Consider the following 26172-nt stretch of genomic DNA (forward strand, 5'->3'; position numbering starts at 1 on the left):
TTTCACCCAAGGAGCTACGCCATGTCCTTCTATGTTTCGCTTTCCGGCCTCAAGGGCGCACAGGCCGACCTGTCCGCCGTCTCGAACAACGTCGCCAACGTGAACTCGACCGCTTTCAAGAAGAGCAAGGCCCAGTTCGGCGATATCTTCGCCGCTGCGCCGATGCAGACCACCCATCAGGTCGCCGGCCAGGGCGTGCGCGTGCAGGGCATCACCCAGCAGTTCACCCAGGGCACGATCGAAACCACCGACAAGACGTTGGACCTGGCGATCTCGGGCGAAGGCTTCTTCACCGTGAAGGGCGAAGATGGCACCATCAGCTATACCCGCAACGGCGCCTTCTCGGTCGACAATGACCGCTATGCCGTCGACACCACCGGGTCGCGCATCCAGGTATTCGCGGTCGATCCCGACACCGGCGAGATCACGACGCCGCCGACCAATTCGACGACGCCCAACGACCTGACCGACCTGCAGATCCCGACCACCTACAAGGGCGAAGCCGATGGCGCGCAGCTGACCAGCGTGGGCGTGGGCAAGGACGGCTTGGTGTCGGCCATCTATGCCGACGGTTCGACCGTCTATCTGGGCCAGGTCGCCATGGCATCGTTCAACAGCCTGGAAGGCCTGCGCCAGCAGGGCGACGCGCACTGGACCTCGACCGTGGAAAGCGGCAACGCGATCATCGGCACGCCCAACCAGGGCATGTTCGGCGCCGTCAATTCGGGCTCGCTGGAACGTTCCAACGTCGACATCACCGACGAACTGGTCCAGCTGATCGCTGCCCAGCGCAACTTCCAAGCGAACTCGAAGGCGATCGAGGCGGCCAACACGCTGACCACCACCATCGTCAACATCCGTAGCTAAGGCACGGGGTAGAAGGGGTAGCCCATGGACCGGCTCGTCAACACGGCACTGACCGCGATGCGCGGTGCGATGGCCCGCCAGGCGTCGATCGCGAACAATCTCGCGAACGCCAACACGGTCGGCTTTCGCGCCGAAATCGCCAATGCCGAGACGCGCTGGATCAAGGGCGACACCTTCGACACCCGAGCCCAGGCCTCCGAACAGGTGATCGCCGCCGACATGGCGCAGGGGGCGGTCACCGAAACCGGCAATCCGCTGGACGTGGCAATGAACGGCGACGCACTGCTCGCCGTTCAGGCCCCGGACGGACAGGAAGCCTATACGCGCCGTGGCGACCTGAAGGTCAATGACAGCGGCCTGCTGACCACCGGCGACGGCCTGGCCGTGCTGGGCCAGGGCGGCCCGATCACCCTGCCCCAGATGGACAGCGTATCGATCGCCCAGGATGGCAGCATCTGGGGCGTGCCCCAGGGCGGCGATCCGGCCAATCCGCAGCAGGTCGACAAGCTGAAGCTGGTCAATGCCGCCGGTTCCAGCATCGCCAAGGGCACAGACGGGCTGTTCCGAGAAGTGAATGGCGGCGCCCTGCCCGAAGATCCGATCGCGACCGTCACATCGGGATCGCTGGAAGGGTCGAACGTCAACGCCACCGCCGCGCTGGTCCAGATGATCGAGGCCAGCCGCGCCTGGGAAACCCAGATCAAGATGATCGACACCGCCAAGCAGATGGATGACGGCGGCGCATCGCTCATGAAACTGGATGGTTAATTTTGGCACGCATCTTGCTGTGAACGACGCATGAGCATCCCCTCGGGGAGCCGCACGGAGATTGAACGATGACCAACGCCGCCCTTCATGTCGCCCGCACCGGCCTTGACGCGCAGAACACGAAGATGCGCGTGATCGCCAACAACCTGGCGAACGTCAACACGACCGGCTTCAAGAAGGACCGGGCTGACTTCGAGACGCTGGCCTATCAGCAGATCGTCGCCGCCGGCGCCAACAGCGACAGCCAGAACAAGTTCGCCACCGGCCTCAATCTGGGTTCGGGCGTCTCGTTGCAGGGCACCAGCAAGATCAACACGCAGGGCACGTTGCAGGAAACCGGCAATGCGCTGGACATGGCGATCGAGGGATCGGGCTATTTCCAGGTGCAGCAGGCCGACGGTTCGACCGCCTATACCCGCGCCGGCAATTTCAGCGTCACCGCCGAAGGCACCGTCGTCACCAGCGACGGCCTGCCGCTGATCCCGCAGATCACCGTGCCGCAGGGCGCGACGTCGGTCACCGTCGGCAATGACGGCACCGTGTCGGCGACGCTGCAGGGTGAAAGCGAACCGACCCAGCTGGGCCAGATCGAACTGGCGAGCTTCATGAACCCGGCAGGGCTTCAGTCGATCGGCGGCAACCTGCTGGTCGAAACCGCCGCCAGCGGCACGCCGCAGGTCGGCACCGCGGGCCTGGAAGGTCGCGGCCTCATCCGCTCGGGCAATCTGGAAACCTCGAACGTCAACATCGTCGAGGAACTGGTCGACATGATCGAGACCCAGCGCGCCTATGAGGTCAATTCCAAGATGATCAAGGCGACGGACGAAATGCTCCAGTACGCCAACCAGAATATGTGAGCTGACTGATGCGCGCGCTCTCCACTTCGCTCGTCGCTCTCGCCATGGTCTCCATGGCCGCGTCGCCCGCCTTCGCTGCAAAGAAGAAGCGCGAGGTCGAGCGCGAATATTATGCGCCGACCGTCATCGCCCAGCCGCAGGCCCCGCAGGCCAATGGCTCGATCTTTCAGGTATCGACCGGCTACACGCCGCTGACCAGCGGCGCGCGTGCCGGCAATGTCGGCGACATCATCACCATCGTGCTGGTCGAACGGACCCAGGCGACCAAGAGCAACAGCGCGGACACCAACCGCAGCGGCTCGATCGGCCTCAACCCGCCGACCACCGGTCCGCTGTCCAAGCTCTTCTCGTCCAGCGACATCGCGATGGGCGGCAACAATACCTTCACCGGCAAGGGCGCGGCGACCCAGTCGAACGCGCTGAACGGCGAGATCACCGTGACGGTCGCGGCCGCCTATCCCAACGGCACCATGCTGGTGAAGGGCGAGAAGGCACTGACGCTCAATCGCGGCGACGAGTTCATCCAGATCAGCGGCCTGGTCCGCCAGGCCGATATCGGCCCGGACAACCGCATCCTGTCGACCCGCGTGGCCGACGCCAAGATCATCTATACCGGCAAGGGCGAGATCGCCCGCGCCAGCCGCCAGGGCTGGCTGCAGCGCTTCTTCTCGATGATCAGCCCCTTCTGATGGAGACCCGGACCGCCATGACACGCCTGTTCCGCTTCCTCCTGCCGCTGCTGGCGCTGATCGCCGCGCCGGCCCATGCCGAACGCGTCAAGGATCTGGGCACCTTCCAGGGCGTCCGTCCCAACCAGCTGACCGGCTATGGCATCGTCGTGGGCCTGGCTGGCACCGGCGACGACAGCATCGAATATACGGTGCAGGGCATGAAGGGCGTGGTCTCGCGCTTTGGCCTGACCCTGCCCGCCGGCGTCAACCCGGCGCTCAAGAATGCCGCGGCCGTGCTGGTGACGGCCGACCTGCCCGCCTTTTCCAAGCCCGGCCAGCGGCTGGACGTCACCGTGTCGGCGATGGGCAAGGCCAAGTCGCTGCGTGGCGGCACGCTGATCATGACGCCGCTGCGCGGCGCCGATAACGAAATCTATGCGATGGCGCAGGGCAATCTGGCTGTTGGCGGCCTGGGCGTGTCCGGCGCCGATGGCAGCCAGGTGTCGGTGAATATCCCGTCGGCCGGCCGCATCCCCGAAGGGGCGACGGTCGAGCGTGCGGTTGCCACCGGCTTCGACACCGCGCCGACCCTGACCTTCAACCTGTCCGAAGCCGACCTGACCACCGCGTTGCGCGTGGCCGACGGCATCAACAAGACCTTCGGTGATCGCCGCGCCCGTGCCATGGATGCCGTGTCGGTCGCGATCGACGCAACGCCGGGTGCCGAGGAACGCATCCTGATGATGGGCATGATCGAGAATATCGAGATCACGCCCGCCGATGCCCCTGCCCGCGTGATCGTCAACGCGCGCACCGGCACCGTCGTCATCAACGGCGCGGTGAAGATCCATCCGGCCGCCGTCGCCCATGGCAAATTGACCGTCAGCGTCAATGAAAGCCCGCGCGTGGTTCAGCCCGCGCCCTTCAGCCAGGGCCAAACCGCCGTCGAGCAATCGTCGAACATCAGCATCGACGAACAGAAAAAACCGATGGTCAATTTTAAAGGTGGGGCGTCGCTGGCCGATATAGTCAAGGCGGTCAACGCCATCGGGGCATCCCCGGCGGACATGGTCGCGATCCTTGAGGCGCTGAAACAGGCGGGCGCGATGAAAGCGGAACTGGTGGTGTTGTGATGCAGGTATCGAACGCAACCGCGGCGAGCGGCACGTCCAACCCCTTCGAGACCAAGGCTGCGCTGCAGAAGGCGGCGCAGCAGTTCGAAGCCGTGTTCCTGCGCCAGATGATCGGCGCGATGCGATCGGCCAGCCTGGCCGAGGGCATCACCGATTCGAGCGCGACCCAGCAATTCCAGGACATGGCCGATGCGCGCACCGCCGACGCCATGTCGACCAAGGGCGCGATGGGCATCGCCGAACTGCTGATGCACCAGTTCGGTGCTCGCGTGAAGGACGACAGCCCGGCGGCGACCGGCACGGCAACCACGGCTGAGGGCGCATGAGCGACCTGTTCATCATCGGTGCGTCGGGCACCAAGGCCTATCGCACGGCGATGGCCGCCATTTCCGAGAATATCGCCAATGCCAGCACCGACGGCTATGCCCGCCGGTCGGTGACGACGGTGGAATCGGGATCATCGACCGCGACCATGGCGACCTATGTCGCCAAGGCGAATTTCGGCGGCACCCAGGTCGCCAGCATCAATCGCGGCACCGACCCCTATCTGGATGCGTCGGTGCGCATCACCGCCATGGCGCTGGGCAGCGCGAACGCGCGCGTACGCTGGCAGACCGACATCGAAACCGCGCTCAATGACACCGCCACCGGCGTCGGCCAGCTGATGACGACGATGTACCAGAATCTGGACAAGCTGGCGGCGAGCCCCAGCGACACGTCGTTGCGCGTCACCACGCTGGACAGCATCGGCCGCGTCGCCGAATCCTTCCGGCAGACCGCCGCCGACCTGGAAACCATATCGACCGGCATCAATACCGAGGCGCAGGCGTCGGCCCAGACGATCAACCAGCAATTGTCGTCGCTGGCCGCGATCAACAACAGCCTGCTGCGCGCGCAGCCGGGCACGTCGGCCTATGCCCAGTTGCTCGACAGTCGCGATTCCGCGCTGCAGACGCTGTCTTCCAACCTGAATGTGACGATCAGCTTCGGCGCGCATGACAGTGCCGAGGTCAGCTATAACGGCACCACTTTGGTATCGGGCGACACCGCCGCGTCGGTCGCGGTGACCGCGTCCGCCACCGATGGGCGCCTGTCGCTGGCCCTGTCCGACGGCACGGCACTCGCCGCTCCGTCCAACGGCACGCTGGGCGGGCTGTTCGCATCGGCCGACACCACCGCCGAACGCCGTGCCAGCCTCGACACGCTGGCCGAGCAGTTCGCCACCGACGTCAATGAGTGGCATGCGCAGGGCTATACCGATACCGGCGCCAGTGGCGTGCCGCTGCTGTCCTATGGTGGCAGCGCCGCGACGCTGGTCGCGCTGGACGTGGAGCCGGACGCTCTCGCGACCAAGTCGGCCGACGGCACGCTGAACGGCAATCTGCTGACGGTATCATCGACCCTGCGCGGCAGCGGCAGCGTCGAACAGGGCTGGACGACCCTGATCACCAGCAACGCCAATCTGCTGACCGCCAGCACGGCGGAAAAGACCACGGCCCAGAGCCGCAGCGACCAGGCGGTCGCCGCGCGCGAAGCGGTGAGCGGGGTCGATCTCGACATGGAGGCGGCAGACCTGCTGCGGATCCAGCAGGCCTATTCGGGCTGCGCCAAGATCCTGCAGGTCGCCAAGGACACGGTCGATTCGATCCTGCAGATCATGTGACGGAAGGACGCTGAGACATGGTAGGCATCACCAACAAGATCATGCTCGCCGAGATCCGTCGGCAACAGCAATTGTCGCAGAGCATCGTCGACGGGCAGACCTCGATTTCGACCGGCATCACCCTGAACAAGCCGTCGGACGACGCGCTCGCCTGGGTCCAGGTGTCCGACATCGGCCGCGCCCAGGCGCAGCAGTCGGCCTGGCAGACCAATGTCAGCTATGGCACGACCCGCGCCGGCAATGCCGAAGCCAATCTGGAAGAAATCAACAATCTGATGACGCGGGCGCAGGAACTGGTGACGTCGGCGCGCAATGGCGCGCTGAACGACACCAGCGCCGCCGCCATCGCCGAGGAATTGAAGACGATCCGCACCACGGTCGGCGAATTGCTGAACCAGAAGGATTATCAGGGCGTGTCGGTGTTCGACGACGGCCAGAGCGTGCTGGTACCGGTGAGCCGCGGCCTCAACCTGGCAGTGGTCGGCACCAAGCAAGAAATTTCCGAGAATATCGACGTCAACGGCACATCGATGTCGCTGGACGATATCTTGGGCAAGGCGATCGACGCGGTCGAGGGCGGCAATGACACCGACCTCGCCAGTTCGCTGGATGCGATCCAGATCGGCCAGAACCGGGTCGTGGTGGAGCGCGCCAAGCAGGGCGTGCGCGCCGACCGGCTGGACGTGATCGGCACGCGGCTGACCGATGTCGACATCAACCTGTCGGAACGGCGCGACACGCTGGAATCGGCCGATCTGACCACGGTCATTTCGAACGTGAAGGCGCAGCTGCTGCAGTTGGAGGCGGCCCAGTCCGCCTTTGCACGGATCAACCAGCAGACCCTGTTCGACCTGATCAGTTAAAGGCGGCGAAAAAGCGTCGCCGTCCTAAAGGGGACGGTAACCAGTCCGTATTAACCAGAAAGGGACTGGCGCCACGGGGCGCCGACGGAGCCACCGCCTCCAGGCGCATTTTCGGGGATCAACATGTTTGCAATCATCGGCCTTGTCGTGCTTTTGGGCATGGTCTTCGGTGGGTTCATCTTCACCGGGGGCGACATCGGACCGGTGCTGCACGCCCTGCCCCACGAAATGATCATCATCGGCGGCGCCGCCGTCGGCGCGCTGATCATCGGCAATTCGGGTTCCGACCTGAAGGCCCTGGGTGGCGGCCTGGGCAAGGTGTTCAAGGGACCGCAGTACAAGAAGCAGGACTTCTTGGACTGCATCTTCCTGGTCAGCAAGCTGATGAAGACGCTGCGCGTCGAAGGCCCGGTGGCGCTGGAGCCGCATATCGAGGATCCGGGCACATCGCCCATCTTCGGCGAATATCCCAAGCTGATGAAGGACAAGACGCTGATCCACCTGATCAGCGACACGCTGCGCCTGGTCGTGGTGTCGTCCGGCACACTCGATCCGCATGCGGTCGAGGAAGTGATGGATAACAGCCTCAAGACTCATCATCATGAAGCGCTCAAGCCCGCCGACAATCTCCAGGGCCTGGCCGACGCTCTCCCCGCCCTCGGTATCGTCGCCGCGGTGCTGGGCGTGGTGAAGACCATGGGCTCGATCGACCAGCCGCCTTCGGTGCTGGGTGCGATGATCGGCTCGGCGCTGGTCGGCACCTTCCTGGGCGTGTTGCTGGCCTATGGCATGGTCAATCCCTTCGCCAATCGCTGCCGCGCGGTGATCGAGCAGGACGGCGCCATTTATCATGTCGTCAAGCAGATCATCATCGCCTCGCTGCACGGCCATCCGCAGCCGCTGGTGATCGAGGCCGCCCGTTCCAGCCTGATCCATGCGAACCAGCCCGGCTTTGCCGAAGTGTTCGACGGCATGCGGAACAAATAAGCCATGGCGGAGAAGAAGCGCGGCGCGAACGAGCCCGAACCCCGGCCGATCATCGTCAAGAAGATCATCGTCGATGGCCATGGCGGCCATCATGGCGGCGCCTGGAAGGTGGCCTATGCCGACTTCGTGACGGCGATGATGGCCTTCTTCCTGCTGATGTGGCTGCTGGGTGCGACCACCGAAAAGCAGCGCAAGGCGCTGGCCGACTATTTCACGCCGACGCTGGTCGAGCTGAAGATGAATTCGGCGGGGTCCACCGGCATGTTCGGCGGCGACAGCCTGATGGCGAAGGAAAATTATCCGACGACGGGCGGTCAGGGCAACCTGGCCATCACCATCCCGCGCGATGCCACCGGCACCAAGGACCAGGGCGGCAAGGCATTGCGCGCGGCCGACCGGCAGAAGTTCGAGAATATCAAGAAGCAGCTTGAGGACCGCATGTCCAAGAAGGGCCTGGCCCGGCTGCGCAAGAATGTCCGCTTCACCGAAACCCGCGAAGGGCTGCGCATCGACCTGATCGACGAGGCGGATTTCGCGATGTTCCGGTCGGGCACCGACCAGTTGCTGCCCGAAGCCAAGGCGCTGATCGCCGAGGTCGCGGACGCACTGGCGACCATGCCCAACCCGCTGATCGTGCGCGGCCATACCGATGGCCTGCCCTATGCTTCGGGCCGGAGCATGAACAACTGGATGCTGTCGTCGGCCCGTGCGGAATCGACCCGCAAGGCGCTCGCCGAAACCGGCATTCCCAATGCCCGCTTCGCCCGGATCGAGGGGGTCGCCGATCGCGAACCGTTCGTGAAGAGTGACGCCTATGATCCGCGCAACCGGCGCATGTCGGTCATTCTGGGCTGGACCCGTGGCGGCAATGCCTCGGCCGACGAGGATGACGCGCAGGATCTCGAAACCCAGGCGGCGATCAAGGAGCGGGACGATCCGCAGCGGGTCGCGCGGGAACAGGCGCAGAAGCTGGACATGGGCGGCACCGGCCTGCCCAGCGGCGCGGCGCTGATCAACCCGACGGCGGCCGGAACATCGTCCAAGCCGGGCAAGCATTGAGGCGGACGCTCGGGGCGGCAAAATAGGAAATCGCCGCCTTAACTTCCCATATTTCCCGCATATTCGGCAATTTTGATGCAGGGGTTGGAAATCTTGTTTCCAACCCCTGCTTCGTCATGTCCGGCCGAAATCCCATCGCGACGCAGCATAAGCCATGATGCGCCAATAGGACAGGCCGGGGTCGGCTCACCCCCGTGGCGGCACGGCCTGCCCCTTTGTTGCACCTTTTTGCGGGCGATTGCCTATATGGGCCGCTCCTCGCTTGATGCCCCATGCGGCGTCGCAACGTTCCAAGGCCCTGATTATTGGCCGACATTGCCTGTCCGACGGCTGTGAGGCGCGCCCCGCGTGCCCGCCTGGACGGGCCGGGAGATTAATGTGTCCACATCTGCCGCGCATGCCGCGCGCCACACCCATTTCGGCTGGTTCAAGCGCCGCCGCGACCTGGAAGTCGATGATGTCACCGTCGTCGACCGGTCCCTGCTGAACCGCGCCGTTGGCGCCGCGGCGCTTGGCAATGCGATGGAATGGTTCGATTTCGGCGTTTACGGCTATATCGCGGTTACGCTCGGCCATGTCTTTTTTCCGTCGAGCGATCCGGCGCTGCAGCTGATCGCGACCTTCGCCACTTTCACCGTCGCCTTCCTGGTCCGGCCGCTGGGCGGACTGGTGTTCGGGCCACTGGGCGATCGCTATGGCCGGCACAAGATATTGGCGATGACCATGATCCTGATGGCGGTCGGCACCTTTTCCATCGGCCTCATCCCCTCCTATGCGCAGATCGGCATCGGTGCGCCGCTGATGCTGCTGGCCGCGCGGCTGGTGCAGGGCTTTTCGACCGGCGGCGAATATGGCGGCGCCGCGACCTTCATCGCGGAATATTCGACCGACCGGAAGCGCGGCCTGATGGGCAGCTGGCTGGAGTTCGGAACGCTGGGCGGCTATATCGCCGGCGCCGGCACTGTCACTGCCCTGCAGATGTCGCTGAGCGACGCGCAGATGCTCGACTGGGGCTGGCGCATTCCCTTCCTGGTCGCCGGGCCGCTGGGCCTGCTCGGCCTCTATATGCGGCTGAAGCTGGAGGAGACGCCGGCATTCCAGGCCTATAGCGAACAGATCGATGCCCGCGAAAGCGAACGGCCGGGGCTTGGTACCCTGTTCCGCGTGCATTGGCGGCAGTTGCTGAAATGCGTCGGGCTGGTGCTGGTGTTCAACGTCACCGACTATATGCTGCTGACCTACATGCCCAATTATCTCAGCGTCACCATGGGCTATGCCGAGACCAAGGGGCTGCTGCTGATCATCATCGTGATGCTGGTGATGATGCCGCTCAATGTCGTGGGCGGGCTGTTCAGCGACCGGCTGGGCCGGCGGCCGATGATCATCGGCGCCTGTATCGCGCTGATGCTGTTGTCGGTGCCCTGCATGCTGCTGATCGGCACGGGCAATGACGCGCTGATCTTCCTGGGGCTGATGCTGCTGGGGATTGCGCTGGTCTGCTTCACCAGTTCGATGCCCTCCACCCTGCCCGCGCTCTTCTATACGCCGGTGCGCTACAGCGCGCTGTCGATCGCGTTCAACATCTCGGTCTCGCTGTTCGGCGGCACGACGCCGCTGATCACCGCCTGGCTGGTGCAGAAGACCGGCGATCCGCTGGTGCCGGCCTATTATCTGATGGGTGCGGCGCTGATCGGCCTGCTGACCATGCTGACGGTGCGCGAGACGGCCGGCATGCCGCTGCGCGGATCGCCGCCGGCGGTGGCGAATGAGGCCGAAGCGATCGCCTTGGTCGAAAGCGGCGAGCCGGTGACGGTGGACAAGGCGCTGCCCGACCTGCCGCCGGTGGCGCCGGTGGCGCCGGTCGCGCCGGTCGCGCCGGTCGCAGTCGAGACGCCAGCGCTGATCCGGCCGCTGGCGAGTTAGGGCCAGCGCCTTTCCGACGCTGCGCCATCGGGCCTGTGCCCCTCCACCACTCGCTACGCGAGCGGTCCCCCTCCCCAAGCGCGCTTGGGGAGGAATGACCCAGTCAGGCGGGGAGGACGAGGCTGGCTTCGAGGCCGCCGCCGGGGCGGTTGGCGAGTTGGAGCGCGCCGCCATGTTCGGCCATGATCGCGCGGACGAGGGCCAGGCCAAGGCCGGCGCCGCCGGTCTCGCGGTTGCGCGATCCTTCGAGCCGGGTGAAGGGCTCCATCATCTCGCCCATCTTGTCCTCGGCAATGCCCGGCCCTTCATCGGCAACGATGATGCGGATCATGCCGTCCTGATGCTGGACGCTGACATGGGCGCGGTCGCCATAGACGATCGCGTTTTCGATGAGGTTGCGCAGCGCGCGGCGGATCTGCTGGGCGCGGACGAAGGCGACGGCGCGATCGCTGTCGATCATGTCGACCGGTGAACCCAGTTCGATGAAATCCTCGACCACTGCGTCTGCAAGCGAGGTCAGGTCGACCTTCTGCGCCGCCTCGCTGCTGCGGCCGGCGCGGGCGAGCGAGAGGATGTCATCGAGCATCCGGTTCATTTCCTCGATCGTCTCCGACATGCGGGCGCGCTCGCCGTCGTCTTCGACGGATTCGGTGCGGACCCGCAGCGAGGCGAGCGGGGTGCGCAGATCATGGCCGATGGCGCCGAGCATCCGGTCCTTCTCGTCCAGCATGGCGATGATCCGCGCGCGCATGGCGTTGAAGGCGGTGGTGAGCTGGCGCACGTCCCCCGGCCCGCTTTCCTCGACCGGATCGGCCGAGCCGGTCTTCGCGAACTGGCGGGCGGAGCCGGTCAGTTGCTTAAGCGGGCGCGCGAAGCGGCGGCCCATCCAGAGCAGCGGAATGAGGACGATGACGTAGAGGATCAGCGTCTGGGCCACCAGCCAGCCGCCAAAGCGCGGCGGGCGGCTGCCGATGCGGGCCTCGGTCGTCAACCATTTGCCCGGTTCATATTCGACCGCGAGGGTGAGCCGGCCGACGCGATGGTCGCGCGGCGCCTCCCCTGTGGCGCGGCTGCGTATCTGTTCCCAGCGGCGCAGCGGCATGATGCGACTGTCCTCCGCCGCCTCGATCGTGCGGACGGTGAGGCCGATATCGTCGAACATTGCGCCGGCGCGGGCCGCGACATCGGGACGCGGCTTGCCGCTCAGCGTCGGGCGGCTGGCGAGGAAGTCGATATTGCGCCGGTCGCGATCCTGATTGGCGCGCGAATGATCGCGGTCGGGCACGCGATCCGGCCTGGTATCGAGCGCATTGATGACGCGATAGACCAGTGGCGCGGTCTGGCTGGTCAGTTCGACCCGATTGCGTTCGCGCAGCAGCAGGCCGAAATTGATCGCCTGCGCCACGAACAGCGCGATCGCGACCAGGATGATGATCTGTCCGACCAGGCTTTGCGGCCAGAGGCGCAGTTGCTTCACAGTTTGCGGACCTCCGCCGACAGGGTGTAGCCGCCGCCCCAGACCGTCTTGATCAGCGTCGGGTTCTTCGCATCCGGCTCGATCTTCTTGCGCAGGCGGCTGATCTGGTTGTCGATCGCCCGGTCGAAGGCGTTCGCCTCACGCCCCTGAGTGATGTCGAGCAACTGGTCGCGGCTGAGCACCTGATTGGGCCGGGTGGCGAAGGCGAGCATCAGATTATATTCGGCAGTCGAAAGCGGCAGCGACACGCCTTCGGCATCGACCAGGGTGCGTTCCTGCGTCTTCAAGAGCCAGCCGGCAAAGGCATAGGTGGCGCCGTCGGGCGCGGTGACGCGCTGACCGCCGGTCGCGACGCGGCGGAAGATCACCTTGATACGGGCGACCAGTTCGCGCGGCGAAAAGGGTTTGAGCACATAATCGTCCGCGCCCATTTCCAGCCCGACGATGCGGTCGGTCTCTTCCGACCGGGCAGTGAGCAGGATCACCGGAATCTCGCTGGTCTCGCGGATATGGCGGCACAGCGACAGGCCGTCCTCGCCGGGCATCATGATGTCGAGGATGACAAGGTCGATGGCATTGGCGGCCAGACGCAGCCGCGCCTCCGCCGCATTCTCGACGGCGGTCACGCGAAAGCCGTTGCGGGAGAGATATTGGGCCAGCGGCTCGCGGATCGATCGCTCGTCATCGACGAGCAGGAGATGGGGTCGTTCGCTCATTTTGCCTGTCTGTCATGCCGGGGGACGGGTTGGAAGGGCGAAGGCAGGGGAACCTTCGCCCTTCCCCCTTGGGACGATCGACTGGAGCGGGGCGCTAGGGGGAAAAGCCCCGCTCCGGATCGTCGGCGCTGTCAGCCGATCATCTGGCCGGCGGCGGCGGCGGTGCCTGGTCGGCACCGGGGCCACGACCCGGACCACGATCATGTCCGCGACCGGGACCACGCATCGCCTGGCGGGCGGCCTTCATTTCCTCGGCCGTGACCTTGCCATCCTTGTTTGTGTCCGCCTTGTCGAACATGGCGAGCGGGCCGGCCATGAACTCGGCCTTGGTCATGGTGCCGTCCTTGTCGGCGTCACCGAAGCCGGGGCCGCGGTGCATCATGCCGCGACCGGGACCGCCATGGCCACGCCCGCCCCAGCGCTTGCCGTCGGGGCCGCCGGGCTTGCCGGCTTCAGGGCCGCGATCGGCGCGCGGCTGATGACCGGCCTGATATTCGGCCTTGCTGATCTGGCCATTCTTGTCGGTGTCGAGCGCGGCGAAGCGTTCGTCCAGACGCTGCTGGCGGCGGATGTCACGATCCTCCTTGGTCAGCTTGCCATCCTTGTTGGCGTCGAGCTGGGCAAAGCGGGCTTCGAGCGAGGCGGTCAGTTCCGCCTTGGTGATGGTGCCATCCTTGTTGGCGTCTGCCATCATCATCGGGCTGCCACGCATGCCGCGCGGACCCGGACCACCATCCTGCGCGAAGGCGACATGGGTGGCCGCCAGCCCGCCGACGAACAGCGAACCGACCGCGACGGTGGTGAAGAATTTGCGGAGCATTGGGTCTTTCCTTCCAAGTTCAGTCGTGGATGGCGTGTCGACCATCCTTGACGTCGCTTATCGGCAAGACTTGTCCCGCAACTTTGTCATGTCACCCAATAGTTTGTCGCAATTTGTATCGGGAGTCTTTGTTGGAGAACCGCACCGGCCCGGTTGGAGAACCGCACCGGCCCGCACCCCCACCCGGCCTCCCACAGTATATCCTGGATGGGAGGTCGGGTGGGGGCGCGGGCCGGTGCCGCGCTAATCAAAGCCCGTCGCGGCGGCCCAGCAGGCGCAGGCGCAGCGCGTTCAGCTTGATGAAGCCCGCGGCGTCGCGCTGGTCATAGGCGCCGGCGTCGTCCTCGAAGGTGACGACCTTCTCGCTGTAGAGCGTGTAGGGCGACTTGCGGCCGACGACATAGACGCCGCCCTTGTAGAGCTTCAGGCGGACCGTGCCGGTCACCTTTTCCTGGCTGTGGTCGATCGCGGCCTGGAGCATCTCGCGCTCGGGCGAGAACCAGAAGCCGTTATAGATCAGCTCGGCATATTTGGGGGCCAGCTCATCCTTGAGGTGCGCAGCGCCACGGTCGAGCGTGATCTGCTCGATGCCGCGATGGGCGAGGTGATAGATGGTGCCGCCCGGCGTTTCATACATGCCGCGCGACTTCATGCCCACGAAGCGGTTCTCGACCAGGTCGAGACGGCCGATGCCATGCTTGCGGCCATATTCGTTGAGGGTTTCGAGCAGGGTCGCGGGCGACATGGCGATGCCGTTGATCGCGACGCCGTCGCCACGTTCGAAATCGACCGTGATATATTCGGGCGCGTCGGGCGCGTCTTCCGGGTTGACCGTGCGCGAATAGACGAAGTCGGGGGTTTCCTCCCACGGATCCTCCAGCACCTTGCCCTCGGACGAGGTGTGCAGCATGTTCGCGTCGGTCGAGAAGGGGCTTTCGCCACGCTTGTCGCGCGGGATCGGGATCTGGTGCTGTTCGGCGAACTCGATCAGCTTGGTGCGGCTGGTCAGATCCCATTCGCGCCAGGGGGCGATCACCTTGATGTCGGGCTGCAGGGCGTAATAGCCCAGTTCGAAGCGGACCTGGTCATTGCCCTTGCCGGTGGCGCCATGGCTGACGGCGTCGGCGCCCAGCATCTTGGCGATCTCGATCTGGCGCTTGGCGATCAGCGGACGGGCGATCGAGGTGCCGAGCAAATAGAGGCCTTCATAGAGCGCATTGCCGCGCATCATCGGGAAGACATAATCCTTCACGAATTCCTCGCGCAGGTCGTCGATGAAGATATGCTCTTCCTTGACGCCCATCAGGCGGGCCTTGGCACGGGCGGGTTCCAGTTCCTCACCCTGGCCGAGATCGGCGGTGAAGGTGACGACTTCGCACTGATAGGTCTGCTGCAGCCATTTCAGGATCACGCTGGTGTCGAGGCCGCCCGAAAAGGCGAGGACGATACGATTGATCTTGTCGGACATGGTGGGCGACTCTTCTGCAGGCCAATATTGGCGTGGGATATAAACCGCGCGCCGGTAACAGGCGGGACGGGCAAGCGCAACAGCGCGGGGGCGCCTGTTGGAAGCTGCGGGCCTTAACTTCCCATATTTCCCGCAGATTTTGACATAATCTTGCTGGACGCTGATCCTATCGGAAAGCGCGATGCTCTCCCCTGCCCCTGCTTCTATCAGGCAAAGCGGATTGTAGGACAGGCAAGACAAAGGGGACGATGGCGGGCCACCGTCCCCTTCATTGTCAGCTCAGGGCGTCGATCAGCTGGTGCGCGGCTTGAACAGGCCCGGACGGGCGCGGTCGCTGCCGAAGCGATAGACGGTCTGGCTGCGATCGGTCGCCGAGGCGCTGGCCGGGGTTGCCACCGGTGCGGCGCGGGCGACCGGATCGGCCGTGCGGAGCGCCTGCCGCTGGGCGAGGAGGAAATGGGCGCGGCGACGGCGGTTGCGCTGGGTCAGGAAGGGATTGTCGCGGCTGGGGGCAGCGGCGACCATCGCTTCGACATCGCTGGCGGGAGCCGTGGCGGCGGCCAGCGGGGTGCGTGCAGCAATCGGAGCTAAAGACGCAGCAGCCGGTGCGAGAGGCATCGGTGCCGGGGCCGGGCCGGTTTCGATCGGCGTAATCGCTTCACGCTCGGCTTCGACACGCTGGCGGCGGCGACGGACGACGGCGGTGGCGCCAAGGCCGACCAGCAGCAGCGAACCACCACCCAGCGCCAGCAGCAGCGCCGGATCGATCAGGGCCGAGGGCTGTTCGGCCGGCGCGGCAGTCGGGGCCGGTTCGGCAACCGGGGTGACGGCGGCGGGTTCCGGAGCCGGCGTTGCGGCCGGGGCTACGGGTGCCGGCGCTTCGGTGCGTTCGGCCGCGACCGGGGTCGGAGCAGGTGCCGGGGTAGGTTCAGAAGCAGGTTCAGACTGGCGGACTTCCGCGCGGCGCAGCGCCGGCGCGGCCGGGGCAGCGCGGCTTTCCTGCGCGGCGGGCGCTTCAGGCTGCGGCTCCGGGGTCGGCGGGGTCTGTTGCACGACCGGCTGGCTGGGCGCGAAGACCGGCGCCGCCGGGGTAGCAGCCGGTGTGGCAGGCGCTGCGGGTGCGGGCTCAGCCGCCGGCGCCGCGGGGGCGATGTCGACCGGCGCGGTCGGCACCGCCATGGGCGCGGCCGGCGAGGGCGTCATCACCTCCTGCGCGAACAGGGGCGTTGCGGACAATGCCAGGACAGCGGCGATCGCGGCCGAGGCGGGACGGATGGATCGAATATTCTTGGTCATAGCGATAGATCAACCGCCGACCATCTCCATTGGCCTCAAACATATCGTCAAATGCGGGACGATCTGTTTTTCAATATCGATGAATTGAAAAATCCCGCTTCAATATGAACGGATGTTCATTTCGAACATGAACAACAGATTTATATCATGACTTCACGGCATCAGACATCGCCGTCGAACTCTTCCTTGCGCTCAAGACGCGCGCCATCCAGCAGAGCCGCCTTTCGACGTTCTTCTTGCTGATCGGCAAGTTTCTGTGCCTTGGTCCGGCCGAACTTGGCGCGGTTGCTGTCTGCCGCCTGCGCCTTGTCGGCCCGATCCCTGGCCTTGCGCGCCAGACGAAAATTAATGACGTTGCTCATCTTCCATCCTTGGTCCTATGGGGAATAGTGCCACAGAGATCCGGGGCAGCACCAGTCGCCTTCGGCCCGGCCCTATAGGAAAATCATGCCCAGCATCCATGACGTCGCCGCCCTCGCCAAAGTCTCGATCAAGACGGTGTCCCGCGTTGTCAACAAGGCGCCGAACGTCAGCGACGAACTGCGCGAGCGGGTGAACGCGGCGATCGAGCAACTGGGCTATCGCCCCAACCAGTCGGCGCGGCGGCTGGCCGGTGGCCGCTCCTTCATGATCGCCTATCTCTACAGCAACCCCGCCCCCGCCTATACCGGCGGCATCCAGTCGGGCGCAGCGGCGCGCTGCCGCGACCTTGGCTATCATCTGGTGGTGGAGCCGATTTCCGACGGCGGCGAGGAGCGGATCGAAGTGCTGGACCGGCTGGTCGCGGCGCTGCGCCCGGACGGCGTGTTCCTGGTGCCGCCGCTGTCCGACGACGCGCTGCTGCTCGACCGGCTGGCGGAAATGAACCTGCCCTGTGCCCGGATCGCCGGCACGGCGGACGCATCCAGGGGGTGGCATCAACATGCCGACCCCCGAACATGCCGCCGGGCGGATGGTGGCCGATCATCTGGCGTCCTTGGGCCATAAGCGGATCGCGGTGATCACCCCGCCCCCGACCCACAAGGCGGCGCTGCAGCGCGTCGAGGGTTTTCGCGAGGGGATGGCGGCGGCCGGCCTGCCGATCGACGACAGCCTGTTCATGCAGGGCAGTTTCGATTTCGCGTCCGGCATCGCCTGCGCAGAGGCGCTGTTGCAGCGGGACGACCGGCCGACCGCGATCTTTGCGACCAACGACCCGATGGCGCTGGGCGTGCTGACGCTGGCGCATGACCTGGGCCTGCGCGTGCCCGAGGATCTGTCGGTGGCCGGGTTCGACGATACGCCCGCGAGCCGCACCAGCTGGCCGCCGCTGACCACCGTGCGCCAGCCGCTGGACCATATGGGCCGCGCCGCGATCGACGCGCTGATCAATGGTCCGGGCGAACCGCCGCGCTTCACCTTCTCACTGGTCGCGCGCGGCAGCACGGGCGCAGCGACGCCGTAAGACGAAGGCAAGGCCCGGCATTGCCAGCGCAAAATCCGTCAGCCCGTCCCGGCGCAGGGAACCGAAAGCGGCGCGGGCCGTCATGCTCATTCGCGCCCCTATCGTTCATGCGCGCCCTGCCCCGTCGACCTGCCTGGAGCATCATCATGGGCATGATCGCCACCGATGCGCGCTGCAAGAACCGGCGCGACCTGACGTCGGCGGACCGGATGCCCTATCACCTGACCAAGGTGGTGCCCCAGAACGCTGTGGACTGCGGCGCCCGGCGGACGATCCGCGACAATATCCTGTGGCAATATCAGGGCAATGCCCCGACGATTATCCGTCGAAAGTCCTGGCGCTGTGGACCGATGGCGACTTCACCTACAGTTCGGGCAAGCGACCGAACACCATATTGTCCACCCCTATTCGCAGGTCGATCCATCCGGCCTGACGCCCGGCAAGGCGCGGCAGATGGAGCGGACCTACTGGACCCGCGAGTTTGGCCAGGTGCGCTGGGAAGCGTGGAAGCGTGGAAGCGTGGAAGCGTGGAAGCGTGGAAGCGTGGAAGCGTGGAAGCGTGGAAGCGGGACGATTATACCCGGTCGCGCGACGGCAAGTCGGCATCGGAAATGGCGGAAAGATTCTTCGACGATATAGCCGGGCGCGGGCTTCTGCATCCTGGCGAGGAATTTCGCGGTGTCCCCGGTCAGCCGGTCGATATGCCGGCGATCCACGCCCGGCGCGGGAACGATCTGCACCGGCGGTCCCATCAGGGCCGGCAGCGGCGCGGGAAAATGATGGGACGAAGGTTCGCCCTTCATGTCCCAGCCGCCATTTGTCGCGGCATTGAGCGCGGCCTCCAGCGTGGCCGTGCGCGCCTCGTCACCACGATTGAGGCTGATCGCGCGGCGCAGGAAAACCGCATAGCGCGGATCGGCCGCCGCATTGGCGCGCGCCAGCAGCATGTCGGCCCCAATATCGCCATGGCCGCTGCGCTGTATCTGTCCGACCAGCGGATAGAAAAGCGCATGGCCGTCCGGCAGGTCGATGATTTCCGGTGCGAGTGCAGCAAGCAGCGTCTTGTCGTTAAGGGCGCAGGCGGCCGTGACCTTCATCCGCAACAGCGCGGGATTGACCTCTTCCAGTTCCACCGAGGTCGCCAGCGCGTAGACATCATGCCAGCGCACATCCAGGCAGAGTGCGCGACAGCTTTCGATGATCCGGTCAATTGCCGCCGCATACTCCATCCTGTCCATCGCCCGGCCTTGCCCCTTTCGTCAGATCGGACATGCGGCGCGCGGGGGCGCCATGTCCAGCAAGACGGCATATTGCCGCTGGCGACGCTTCGGACAATCCCCGTATTCACGCGGCAAGTCACAAGGTCGCAGCGTCATCCAATTGAAATGGCTTGGTCATCAAACTGACCGCAGCGCCCGCTAAGCGGCCGGTCGCATGAGCGAGCATCCTTCTGAACAGGCGCTGCGGGCGCCGCGGCGGCTATGGACCGGCTGGGCCGGGCTGCTGGCGCAGGTCGAGCGGATGACGCGGCGTTCCGACAGCGAGGATCTGTTGCACGATGCCTATGTCCGCATGGCGGCCCGGCCCGAACGGCCCGACAATGAGGAAGCCTTTCTGGTCCGCGCGGCGGTCAACCGGGCGCGGGACAGTTATCGGCGGGAAAAGGTGCGCGGGCCAGCGGGTGGCGAGGATGTGCTGGCGCTGCTGCGCGACGGCGCGCCGTTGCAGGACGAGGCGCTGATGGCGCAGGCGCGGCTGCGGCGCGTGTCGGAGGGGATCGACAAGTTGCCGCCACGCACCCGCGAGGTGTTCCTGCTGCAGCGGATCGACAATCTCAAATATCGCGAGATTGCCGAACGGCTGGACATCAGTCAGAGCGCGGTCGAGAAGCATATGGCCAGGGCAATGAGCTTCCTTGGCGAATGGACGAAGGATTGGTGAGCCCCGACATGCCCGGTGAGCGCCCCATGGCCCGGACCGCCGCCGAGTGGATTGCAAGGCTGAATGCGGACGAACGGACGGTGGACGACGAGCAGGCCTTTCGCGCCTGGATCGCCGCCGACCCCGCGCATGCGGCCGATTTCGAGCGGGCGACCGATATCTGGGCGCTGGTGCCCGGCACCGACGCGGCGGTGCGTCCTGCGCCGGCGCCTGTGCGCAGCCTGTCGCGCCGGCGGATGATGGCGGCCTGCGCCGGCACTTTGGTGGTGGGCGGCGGTGGCATGGCGATCATGCAGACGGCGATGGCGGGCACCCGCTATCGCACCGGGATTGGCGAGCAGCGGCGGCTGACCCTGCCGGAAGGGTCGGCCCTGTTCCTGGATACCGATACCGATGTCCGGGTGCTGGCGAGCGCCAGCCGGCGGCGGCTGTGGCTGGAACGGGGGCGCGTGGCGCTGACGGTGAAGCCGTCCGCCGTGCCCTTTGCGATCGATGCCGGCCGGGGGCGTTTCGTCGCCGGCAGCGGCCGGTTCGATGTGCGGCGCGACAGCGATGACCGGCTGGCGATGACGGCGCTGGCGGGACAGGCCGATGTCGCGGTCGCCGGTGGGCAACGCAGCCTGTCCGCCGGGCAGCGCATCCGCACCGATGCCGCCGATGTCGTGCAGCTCGATCGGCCCGATGTCGAAACCACCCAGGCCTGGCTGAGCGGGCGGGCGGCCTTTCATGACGACCGGCTGGATGCGGTGGCGGCGGAGGCCAATCGCTACAGCCTGACCCGGCTGGTGATCGCCGATCCCGCCACTGCCGCGCTGCGGGTCAGCGGCATGTACCGGATGGGCGACAATGTCGCGCTGGGCCAGGCGCTGTCGCAATTGCTGTCCGTGCCCGTCCGCCAGGTGGACGACCGGGTGCTGCTGGGCGGCTGAAAAAAAATGGCCGACGCCGGGGTGGGGTAAAATCCCGCTGGCGCGTCGGGGAGGCGCGGCGCCTTCTGCCGCTGTCCACGGGGGATGATCGTGACCGTTTCTTCTTCGCGCACTTTGCGCCGCTCTCTGGTGCTGGGCGCCGCTCTTGCCGCCTTCTGTGCGGTTCCGGCCCAGGCGCAGCAGCGCCAGGCGACCGTCCAGATCGCCGCGCAGCCGCTGGGGACCGCGCTGGAGGCGCTGGCCCGCCAGACCGGCACCGACATCTTGTTCGCGCCGCAACTGGTGGCCGGAATGACCGGCCCGTCGCTGAGCGGCCGGATGGACGCGATGGCAGCGGTCGAACGGCTGATCCAGGGCAAGCCGCTGGCGGTGCGGCGGCAGGGCAATGGCGCGCTGCTGATCGTGGCGGCGGTGGCCGGTCCGCAGGAGACGGTGGCCAGCGGCGGCGTCGAAGTCGCGCCCGACATCATCGTCACCGGCTATGCCGCCAGCCTGTCCGGCGCGCTGGCCGAAAAGCGCAAGGCGACCAATGTCGTCGACGTGGTGAAGGCCGAGGATATCGGCAAATTCCCCGCCCAGAACATCGCCGAAGCGCTGCAGCGCGTGCCCGGCGTATCGATCGTGCGCGATCGCGGCGAAGGCGTGTTTGTCCGCATCCGCGGCCTGGGCGCCAATTTCCAGGTCGTTACGCTCAATGGCCGGTCGGCCGCGGTGAACGAGAATGTGCGCGACAGCGGCCAGAGCGGGCGCCAGTTCCGCTTCGACACGCTGCCGTCCGAACTCATGTCGACAGTGGAAGTCATCAAGAGCCCGCGCGCGGACCTGGCCGAGGGCGGGATCGGCGGCATCGTCAACCTGCAGACCTTCCGCCCGATCGACCTCAAGAAGCCGGTGCTGGCTTTGTCGGCCACCGCCAGTTCGCCGCGCCTGGCCGACACGGTCGACCCGCGCCTGTCGGGCATGGCCAGCTGGGTCAATGACGAGGGCACGTTCGGCGCGCTGATCGCGGCGGTCTATGACGAGCGCACCACGCGGCAGGACCGTGTCACCGGCGTCGGCTGGGCCGACGGGCGGATCGATGCGGATGGCGACGGCACGCTGGACAGCGACACCATATTGGTGCCGACCAGCACGCGCCCGACGCTGGAGCGCGAAAATCGCAACCGCATCGGCCTCAATGGCGCGATCCAGTGGAAGCCCGACGACCGGTTCGAGTTGAACGTCGATGGCCTGTGGAGCCGGCTCAACATCGATTATGACGAACTGACCTATTCGACCGATTTTTCCGCGACCACGCCGGGCGCGATCGTGCCGGGCACGGCGGTGATCGAAAATGGCGTGCTGACCGCCGCGACCGTCAATACATCGACCCAGATCGGGCGCGAGACGTCGCGGCTGGAATATGAGAATTGGCTGATCGGCGCGAATGCCAAATGGTCCGCCAATGGCTGGACGCTGGCTGCCGACGCGAGCCTGGGCCGGGCCTATTCCAATACGCCCACGCCCATCTATCGCACCCGCCTGCTCGGCAGCGTGGGCCAGGTCGCGTTCGACTATGGCAAGGTGGGCGAGCGGTTGCCGAACCTGGAGTTCCTGACCGCCGACCTGACGGAATCGACCACATTGCCCGGCCGCCGGATCGAATATCGCGTCAATGACTCGCTCGATCGCCAGCGGGCCGCGACCTTCGACGTGACGCGCGAACTGAGCGGCGTGGTGCAGGCGCTGCGCTTCGGTGCCAAATATGAAAAGCGCGACCGCACCTATAATCGTCGCGACATCAACTTCACCAGCGGCATCGCCGGCCAGCGCTTCGACGACAGCTATTTCGAGGCCTTCCCGGTCGATGATTTCCTGAGCGGCGTGGGCGGCAATCTGCCGACGAACTGGGTCATGCCCGATCCCGACCGTTTCTGGGACGCGGCGACCGGCAAGGAGGCTTTGCTCGACGCGCCGCTGACGCGTGGCGACCGGCGCAACAGCTATGCCATCGATGAACGGATCATCGGCGGCTATGGCATGGCGGAGTTCAGCCTGCCGCTGGGCGGCGTGACCATCCGGGGCGACGCGGGCCTGCGCTACGCCCATACCCGCCAGACATCGTCGGGCTATGCCGACAATGGCAGCGCGGCGCTGCCGGTCAGCTACGAGCGCAATTACGGGAATTTTCTTCCCTCGCTCAACCTGGTCGCGGAGTTCACGTCGAACCTGCAGATGCATCTGGCCGCGTCCAAGGTCATCACCCGGCCGTCGCTGGCCGACCTGGCGCCGCGCCTGACGATCAATTCCAACCCGACCGTGCTGACGGCGGTGGGCGGCAATCCCGAACTGCGACCGTTCGAAGCCTGGCAATATGACGGCACGGTCGAATGGTATTTCGCGCCGGGTAGCGCGCTGATCGGTGGTGCCTTCTACAAGGACATCACGACCTTCGTCTTCCAGCAGACCCGCAATTTCGACCTGGACGGCCAGATCTATCGCCTGACCGCGCCGCAAAATGGCGGCAATGCCTATGTCGCGGGGATCGAGATCGCCTATCAGCAACTGTTCAAGATGCTGCCGGCGCCGTTCGATGGCCTGGGTTTCCAGGCCAATTACACCCATACCAAGAGCAAGGGCACCTATGCCCTGTCCGACGGCACCACCTTCCGCGACGACCTGACCGACGTGGCCGGCGACAGCTTCAACCTGACCGCCTTCTACGAAAAGGGGCCGGTCGGCGCGCGGGCCAGCTATAGCTGGCGCGGCAAGGTGCTGCGCGATGTCGGCGGCGCGGGGCTGGCCGCCAATAACGACGCGGCGTTCGGCAGCCTGGACTTCGACATTTCCTACAAGGTCACGCCCAATGTCACATTCGTGGTGCAGGGCATCAACGTGGCCGGCGGCGTCCAGTGGCAATATGTCCGGGACGATCGCTTCGCGGGCTACACCGATTATGGCACCACGCTGATGGCCGGCGTGCGGGCCCGTTTCTGAACGGAAGGACGGCAATGACGATGCGATCGATCGGGATCATGCTGGCGGCGGGCGCAATGCTCGCCGCCGCTCCGGCGCAGGCCCGCAATGATGACGGGGCCGCGCCGCAGCGGGCCCGCAACATCATCCTGTTCCTCGGTGACGCCGGCGGCGTGCCGACGCTGAACGCTGCGGGCATCATGGCGCATGACCGGCCGCAGTCGCTGTTCATCCAGTCCATGCCCCATGTCGGCCTGTCCGACACCTCGGCGCTCGACAATTGGATAACGGATTCGGCGGCGGGCATGAGCGCGATCATGACCGGGCACAAGACCAACAGCGGCATGATCTCCGCGCTGCCGGCGGCCGATGGGGCGATAACCCCGGTCAAGAGCTTCCTGGAATATGCCGAGCAGCGCGGCCTTTCCACCGGCGTCGTCACCAACATGCCGATCTGGGACGCGACGCCGGCCGCCTGCTTCGCCCATGTCGCCACGCGCAAGGACAAGGACCAGATCTTCCGCCAGATGCTGACGCCCCGCTTCGGCAATGGTGTCGACATATTGATCGGCAAGGGGCAGGCCGATGCGGTCGCGTCCTTCGCCAAGGATGGCACCACGCCGCAGGCGGCCTTTGCCAGGGCGGGCTATCGGTTCGGGGACGATCCGGCACTGGTGAAGGATAGCGGCCGGGCGGCGGTGCTGCGCGATGCGGATTATGCGCCGATCCCGGCAGTCGAAGCGACGATCGGCCAGCTTGCCCGCAATCCCAAGGGCTATTTCCTGATGGTCGAATGGGACATGCACACCGACAAGCCGGAAAATGGCCTGAAGCATGTGATCGAGATGGACGAGATGATCCGCCGGGTGAGCGCGATCGCGGGCAAGGACACGCTGATCCTGTTCACCGCCGACCATAGTTTCGGCCTGCGCATGACCAGCGGCAAGCGGAGCGCGCCGATGGCGCAGCAATATGCGGCCGCCGCCGCCAAGCCGGGGGCAACGGTCGCCAGCAATGCGATCATCGGCGTCGAGGACAATCACACCGGCGAGGAAGTGATCGCCGCCGCCGCCGGGCCGGGCGCCGATCAGGTCCACGGCTTCTTCGCCAACACCCGCCTGTTCGACGTGATGCTGAAGGCGATGGGCTGGACGAAGGAGGATTGAAGGCCGCAGCGGCACCCGCCCCGATCCTGCGGATCAAGCTGTGGTGCCGCTGATATGTCGGGGATGACGGACTGGAGCGGGTAGCGGGGGTCTGTCGGGTGGTTCTGGAGGGCTGCGGTGAACCAGCGTCGATACCCATCATCCCCACTTCATCGTCACCGGCGTCGCCCACGATATCCGCGATGATCCCGGTGACGCTCTCTCCCTCATCATGGGCAGAAGCATGGGTGGCCGATGCTGCCTCCGGCTTCGGGCGTGATTTCATGATGCTGGTCTCCATGATGTCGCTGACGGTCGCCCAGAGCATGGGCGACTATAGTCGGCGGGTGACGATGTGGCCGGGACGATGTCGGGTCGATGATCCGGCGAGATGATCCCGGCTCGATGCTGGTGATGACCGTGAACCCGAAGGTGGGGTCCCGATTGCACGTCTATCTGGTCAGGCGGCCAGTGCCCGATAGACCGAAGCGCGGCCGATCCCCATGTGTTTTGCGATCGCGGCGGCACCCATGCCCTTGGCCTTGAGTTCCCTGATCTTCGTCGGGTCGATGCTGGCAGGGCGACCGCGATATTTTCCTGCGGCCTGTGCCTTCCGGACACCTTCCATCTGGCGCTCATGCCGGATGTCTGCCTCGAAGCTGGCCACTGCGGCGAGCATGGCGAGCATCAGGCGTCCGGTGCTGGTGTCAGTGTCGACGCCGGGCTGGTTCAGACATTTGAAGCCCACGCCTTTCTGCGTCAGCACTTCAATGATCCGGTGGAGGTCGGCGACGCTGCGGGCCAGACGATCGAGCCTCGTCACGATCAGGGTGTCACCTTCGCGGGCGAAGGACATGGCCAGCGCCAGTTGCTCACGATCGGTGGTCGACCGCCCTGACACCTTCTCCGAGAAGACCTTCTCCGCCCCGGCGGTGGCCAGCGCCTCGTGCTGGATATCGAGACTCTGGGATGTCGAACTGACGCGGGCATATCCGATGATCATGGGGCCTCCTGTCTCGTTTGATCCTAGACCTTCGTTCTGGACGGGGTCTCAAAATGAAATCCGGGTCTATTGATGCGGGGATCATCAGGGGTTGAGATATCCCGTCAGATTTTACCCTGGCGGGACACATAATGTGTCGCGTAGAGGGTGAAGGATATCCACGGATCGAACCGGGTCTCGTTATCCT

At 65.7% G+C, this 26172-nt stretch carries 24 protein-coding genes and 1 pseudogene; 17 read left to right on the forward strand and 8 right to left on the reverse strand.

What is annotated here, in order from left to right; genetic code table 11:
- Window positions 1-21 precede the first annotated feature (21 nt).
- From AC0KVN_RS10535 to proP, 11 genes are all read left to right on the forward strand, one after another.
- The gene (locus tag AC0KVN_RS10535; RefSeq protein WP_435568739.1) at window positions 22-867 is read left to right on the forward strand and encodes a flagellar hook-basal body complex protein; all 846 of its coding nucleotides are present in this window, start codon (window positions 22-24) and stop codon (window positions 865-867) included.
- 24 nt (window positions 868-891) lie between these two features.
- A complete protein-coding gene (locus tag AC0KVN_RS10540; RefSeq protein ID WP_004208209.1) occupies window positions 892-1635 on the forward strand; it encodes a flagellar basal body rod protein FlgF in 744 nt (247 codons plus the stop codon).
- A gap of 68 nt (window positions 1636-1703) precedes the next feature.
- A complete protein-coding gene (gene flgG / locus AC0KVN_RS10545) occupies window positions 1704-2492 on the forward strand; it encodes a flagellar basal-body rod protein FlgG (protein WP_010338863.1) in 789 nt (262 codons plus the stop codon).
- Between the two features lie 8 nt (window positions 2493-2500).
- Window positions 2501-3181 carry a flagellar basal body L-ring protein FlgH gene (locus AC0KVN_RS10550; RefSeq protein WP_004208211.1) on the forward strand — a complete coding sequence of 227 codons (681 nt, stop codon included), beginning with the start codon at window positions 2501-2503 and terminating at the stop codon, window positions 3179-3181.
- Window positions 3181-4296, forward strand: coding sequence for a flagellar basal body P-ring protein FlgI (locus AC0KVN_RS10555; RefSeq protein WP_004208212.1), 1116 nt, complete (start codon window positions 3181-3183; stop codon window positions 4294-4296). Before AC0KVN_RS10550 ends, AC0KVN_RS10555 begins: the two co-directional genes overlap by 1 nt.
- Window positions 4296-4622, forward strand: a complete 327-nt coding sequence (locus tag AC0KVN_RS10560) for a rod-binding protein (protein WP_069335725.1) — start codon at window positions 4296-4298, stop codon at window positions 4620-4622. Before AC0KVN_RS10555 ends, AC0KVN_RS10560 begins: the two co-directional genes overlap by 1 nt.
- Window positions 4619-5959: a flagellar hook-associated protein FlgK gene (flgK, locus tag AC0KVN_RS10565; RefSeq protein ID WP_004208214.1), complete on the forward strand. Its 1341-nt coding sequence runs from the start codon at window positions 4619-4621 to the stop codon at window positions 5957-5959. The genes AC0KVN_RS10560 and flgK overlap by 4 nt, the downstream gene beginning before the upstream one ends.
- Before the next feature lie 17 nt (window positions 5960-5976).
- Window positions 5977-6822: a flagellin gene (locus tag AC0KVN_RS10570; RefSeq protein ID WP_004208215.1), complete on the forward strand. Its 846-nt coding sequence runs from the start codon at window positions 5977-5979 to the stop codon at window positions 6820-6822.
- 123 nt (window positions 6823-6945) lie between these two features.
- Window positions 6946-7809, forward strand: a complete 864-nt coding sequence (gene motA / locus AC0KVN_RS10575; RefSeq protein WP_010338868.1) for a flagellar motor stator protein MotA — start codon at window positions 6946-6948, stop codon at window positions 7807-7809.
- A gap of 3 nt (window positions 7810-7812) precedes the next feature.
- On the forward strand, window positions 7813-8868 hold the full coding sequence (locus AC0KVN_RS10580; protein ID WP_435568738.1) for a flagellar motor protein MotB: 1056 nt from the start codon (window positions 7813-7815) through the stop codon (window positions 8866-8868).
- A gap of 378 nt (window positions 8869-9246) precedes the next feature.
- Window positions 9247-10791, forward strand: coding sequence for a glycine betaine/L-proline transporter ProP (gene proP / locus AC0KVN_RS10585; protein ID WP_435568737.1), 1545 nt, complete (start codon window positions 9247-9249; stop codon window positions 10789-10791).
- A gap of 103 nt (window positions 10792-10894) precedes the next feature.
- On the opposite strand, the gene AC0KVN_RS10590 is transcribed toward proP, so the two are convergent.
- The 6 genes from AC0KVN_RS10590 to AC0KVN_RS10615 form a co-directional block, all read right to left on the reverse strand.
- Window positions 10895-12268: a sensor histidine kinase gene (locus AC0KVN_RS10590; protein ID WP_483656101.1), complete on the reverse strand. Its 1374-nt coding sequence runs from the start codon at window positions 12266-12268 to the stop codon at window positions 10895-10897.
- Window positions 12265-12984: a response regulator gene (locus AC0KVN_RS10595; RefSeq protein WP_010338343.1), complete on the reverse strand. Its 720-nt coding sequence runs from the start codon at window positions 12982-12984 to the stop codon at window positions 12265-12267. Before AC0KVN_RS10595 ends, AC0KVN_RS10590 begins: the two co-directional genes overlap by 4 nt.
- 139 nt (window positions 12985-13123) lie before the next feature.
- Window positions 13124-13804 carry an EF-hand domain-containing protein gene (locus AC0KVN_RS10600; protein WP_435568734.1) on the reverse strand — a complete coding sequence of 227 codons (681 nt, stop codon included), beginning with the start codon at window positions 13802-13804 and terminating at the stop codon, window positions 13124-13126.
- Window positions 13805-14051: 247 nt separating this feature from the next.
- Entirely contained in the window at window positions 14052-15272 is a 1221-nt protein-coding gene (locus AC0KVN_RS10605; RefSeq protein ID WP_017500430.1) for an argininosuccinate synthase, read from the reverse strand.
- Window positions 15273-15563: 291 nt separating this feature from the next.
- Window positions 15564-16568, reverse strand: a complete 1005-nt coding sequence (locus AC0KVN_RS10610; RefSeq protein WP_483656102.1) for a hypothetical protein — start codon at window positions 16566-16568, stop codon at window positions 15564-15566.
- A gap of 161 nt (window positions 16569-16729) precedes the next feature.
- Complete coding sequence (locus AC0KVN_RS10615; protein ID WP_037517542.1) at window positions 16730-16930, reverse strand: DUF4169 family protein; 201 nt, start codon at window positions 16928-16930, stop codon at window positions 16730-16732.
- Between the two features lie 85 nt (window positions 16931-17015).
- Between AC0KVN_RS10615 and AC0KVN_RS10620 the strand changes: the two are divergent.
- A pseudogene (locus tag AC0KVN_RS10620) lies at window positions 17016-18012 on the forward strand (LacI family DNA-binding transcriptional regulator).
- A gap of 464 nt (window positions 18013-18476) precedes the next feature.
- Here AC0KVN_RS10620 and AC0KVN_RS10625 read toward each other — a convergent pair.
- Entirely contained in the window at window positions 18477-19250 is a 774-nt protein-coding gene (locus AC0KVN_RS10625) for a hypothetical protein (RefSeq protein ID WP_483656103.1), read from the reverse strand.
- 196 nt (window positions 19251-19446) lie between these two features.
- Here AC0KVN_RS10625 and AC0KVN_RS10630 point away from each other — a divergent pair, with 196 nt between their 5' ends.
- The 5 genes from AC0KVN_RS10630 (at window position 19447) to AC0KVN_RS10650 (ending at window position 25377) form a co-directional block, all read left to right on the forward strand.
- On the forward strand, window positions 19447-19953 hold the full coding sequence (locus AC0KVN_RS10630; RefSeq protein ID WP_136186587.1) for an RNA polymerase sigma factor: 507 nt from the start codon (window positions 19447-19449) through the stop codon (window positions 19951-19953).
- The gene (locus AC0KVN_RS10635; RefSeq protein WP_234892986.1) at window positions 19935-20882 is read left to right on the forward strand and encodes a FecR family protein; all 948 of its coding nucleotides are present in this window, start codon (window positions 19935-19937) and stop codon (window positions 20880-20882) included. The genes AC0KVN_RS10630 and AC0KVN_RS10635 overlap by 19 nt, the downstream gene beginning before the upstream one ends.
- Window positions 20883-20966: 84 nt before the next feature.
- Window positions 20967-23858, forward strand: a complete 2892-nt coding sequence (locus AC0KVN_RS10640) for a TonB-dependent receptor (protein WP_483656104.1) — start codon at window positions 20967-20969, stop codon at window positions 23856-23858.
- A 14-nt stretch (window positions 23859-23872) separates the two neighbouring features.
- Window positions 23873-25003, forward strand: a complete 1131-nt coding sequence (locus tag AC0KVN_RS10645; RefSeq protein ID WP_435568729.1) for an alkaline phosphatase — start codon at window positions 23873-23875, stop codon at window positions 25001-25003.
- 227 nt (window positions 25004-25230) lie between these two features.
- Window positions 25231-25377, forward strand: a complete 147-nt coding sequence (locus AC0KVN_RS10650; RefSeq protein ID WP_483656105.1) for a hypothetical protein — start codon at window positions 25231-25233, stop codon at window positions 25375-25377.
- A 65-nt stretch (window positions 25378-25442) separates the two neighbouring features.
- Here the strand turns inward: AC0KVN_RS10650 and AC0KVN_RS10655 are convergent, their stop codons facing one another.
- Window positions 25443-25985 (reverse strand): recombinase family protein, encoded by a 543-nt coding sequence (locus AC0KVN_RS10655; RefSeq protein ID WP_161735211.1) that lies wholly within the window; start codon window positions 25983-25985, stop codon window positions 25443-25445.
- Between the last annotated feature and the right edge of the window lie 187 nt (window positions 25986-26172).

The organism is Sphingobium sp. SG1, from assembly GCF_057063145.1.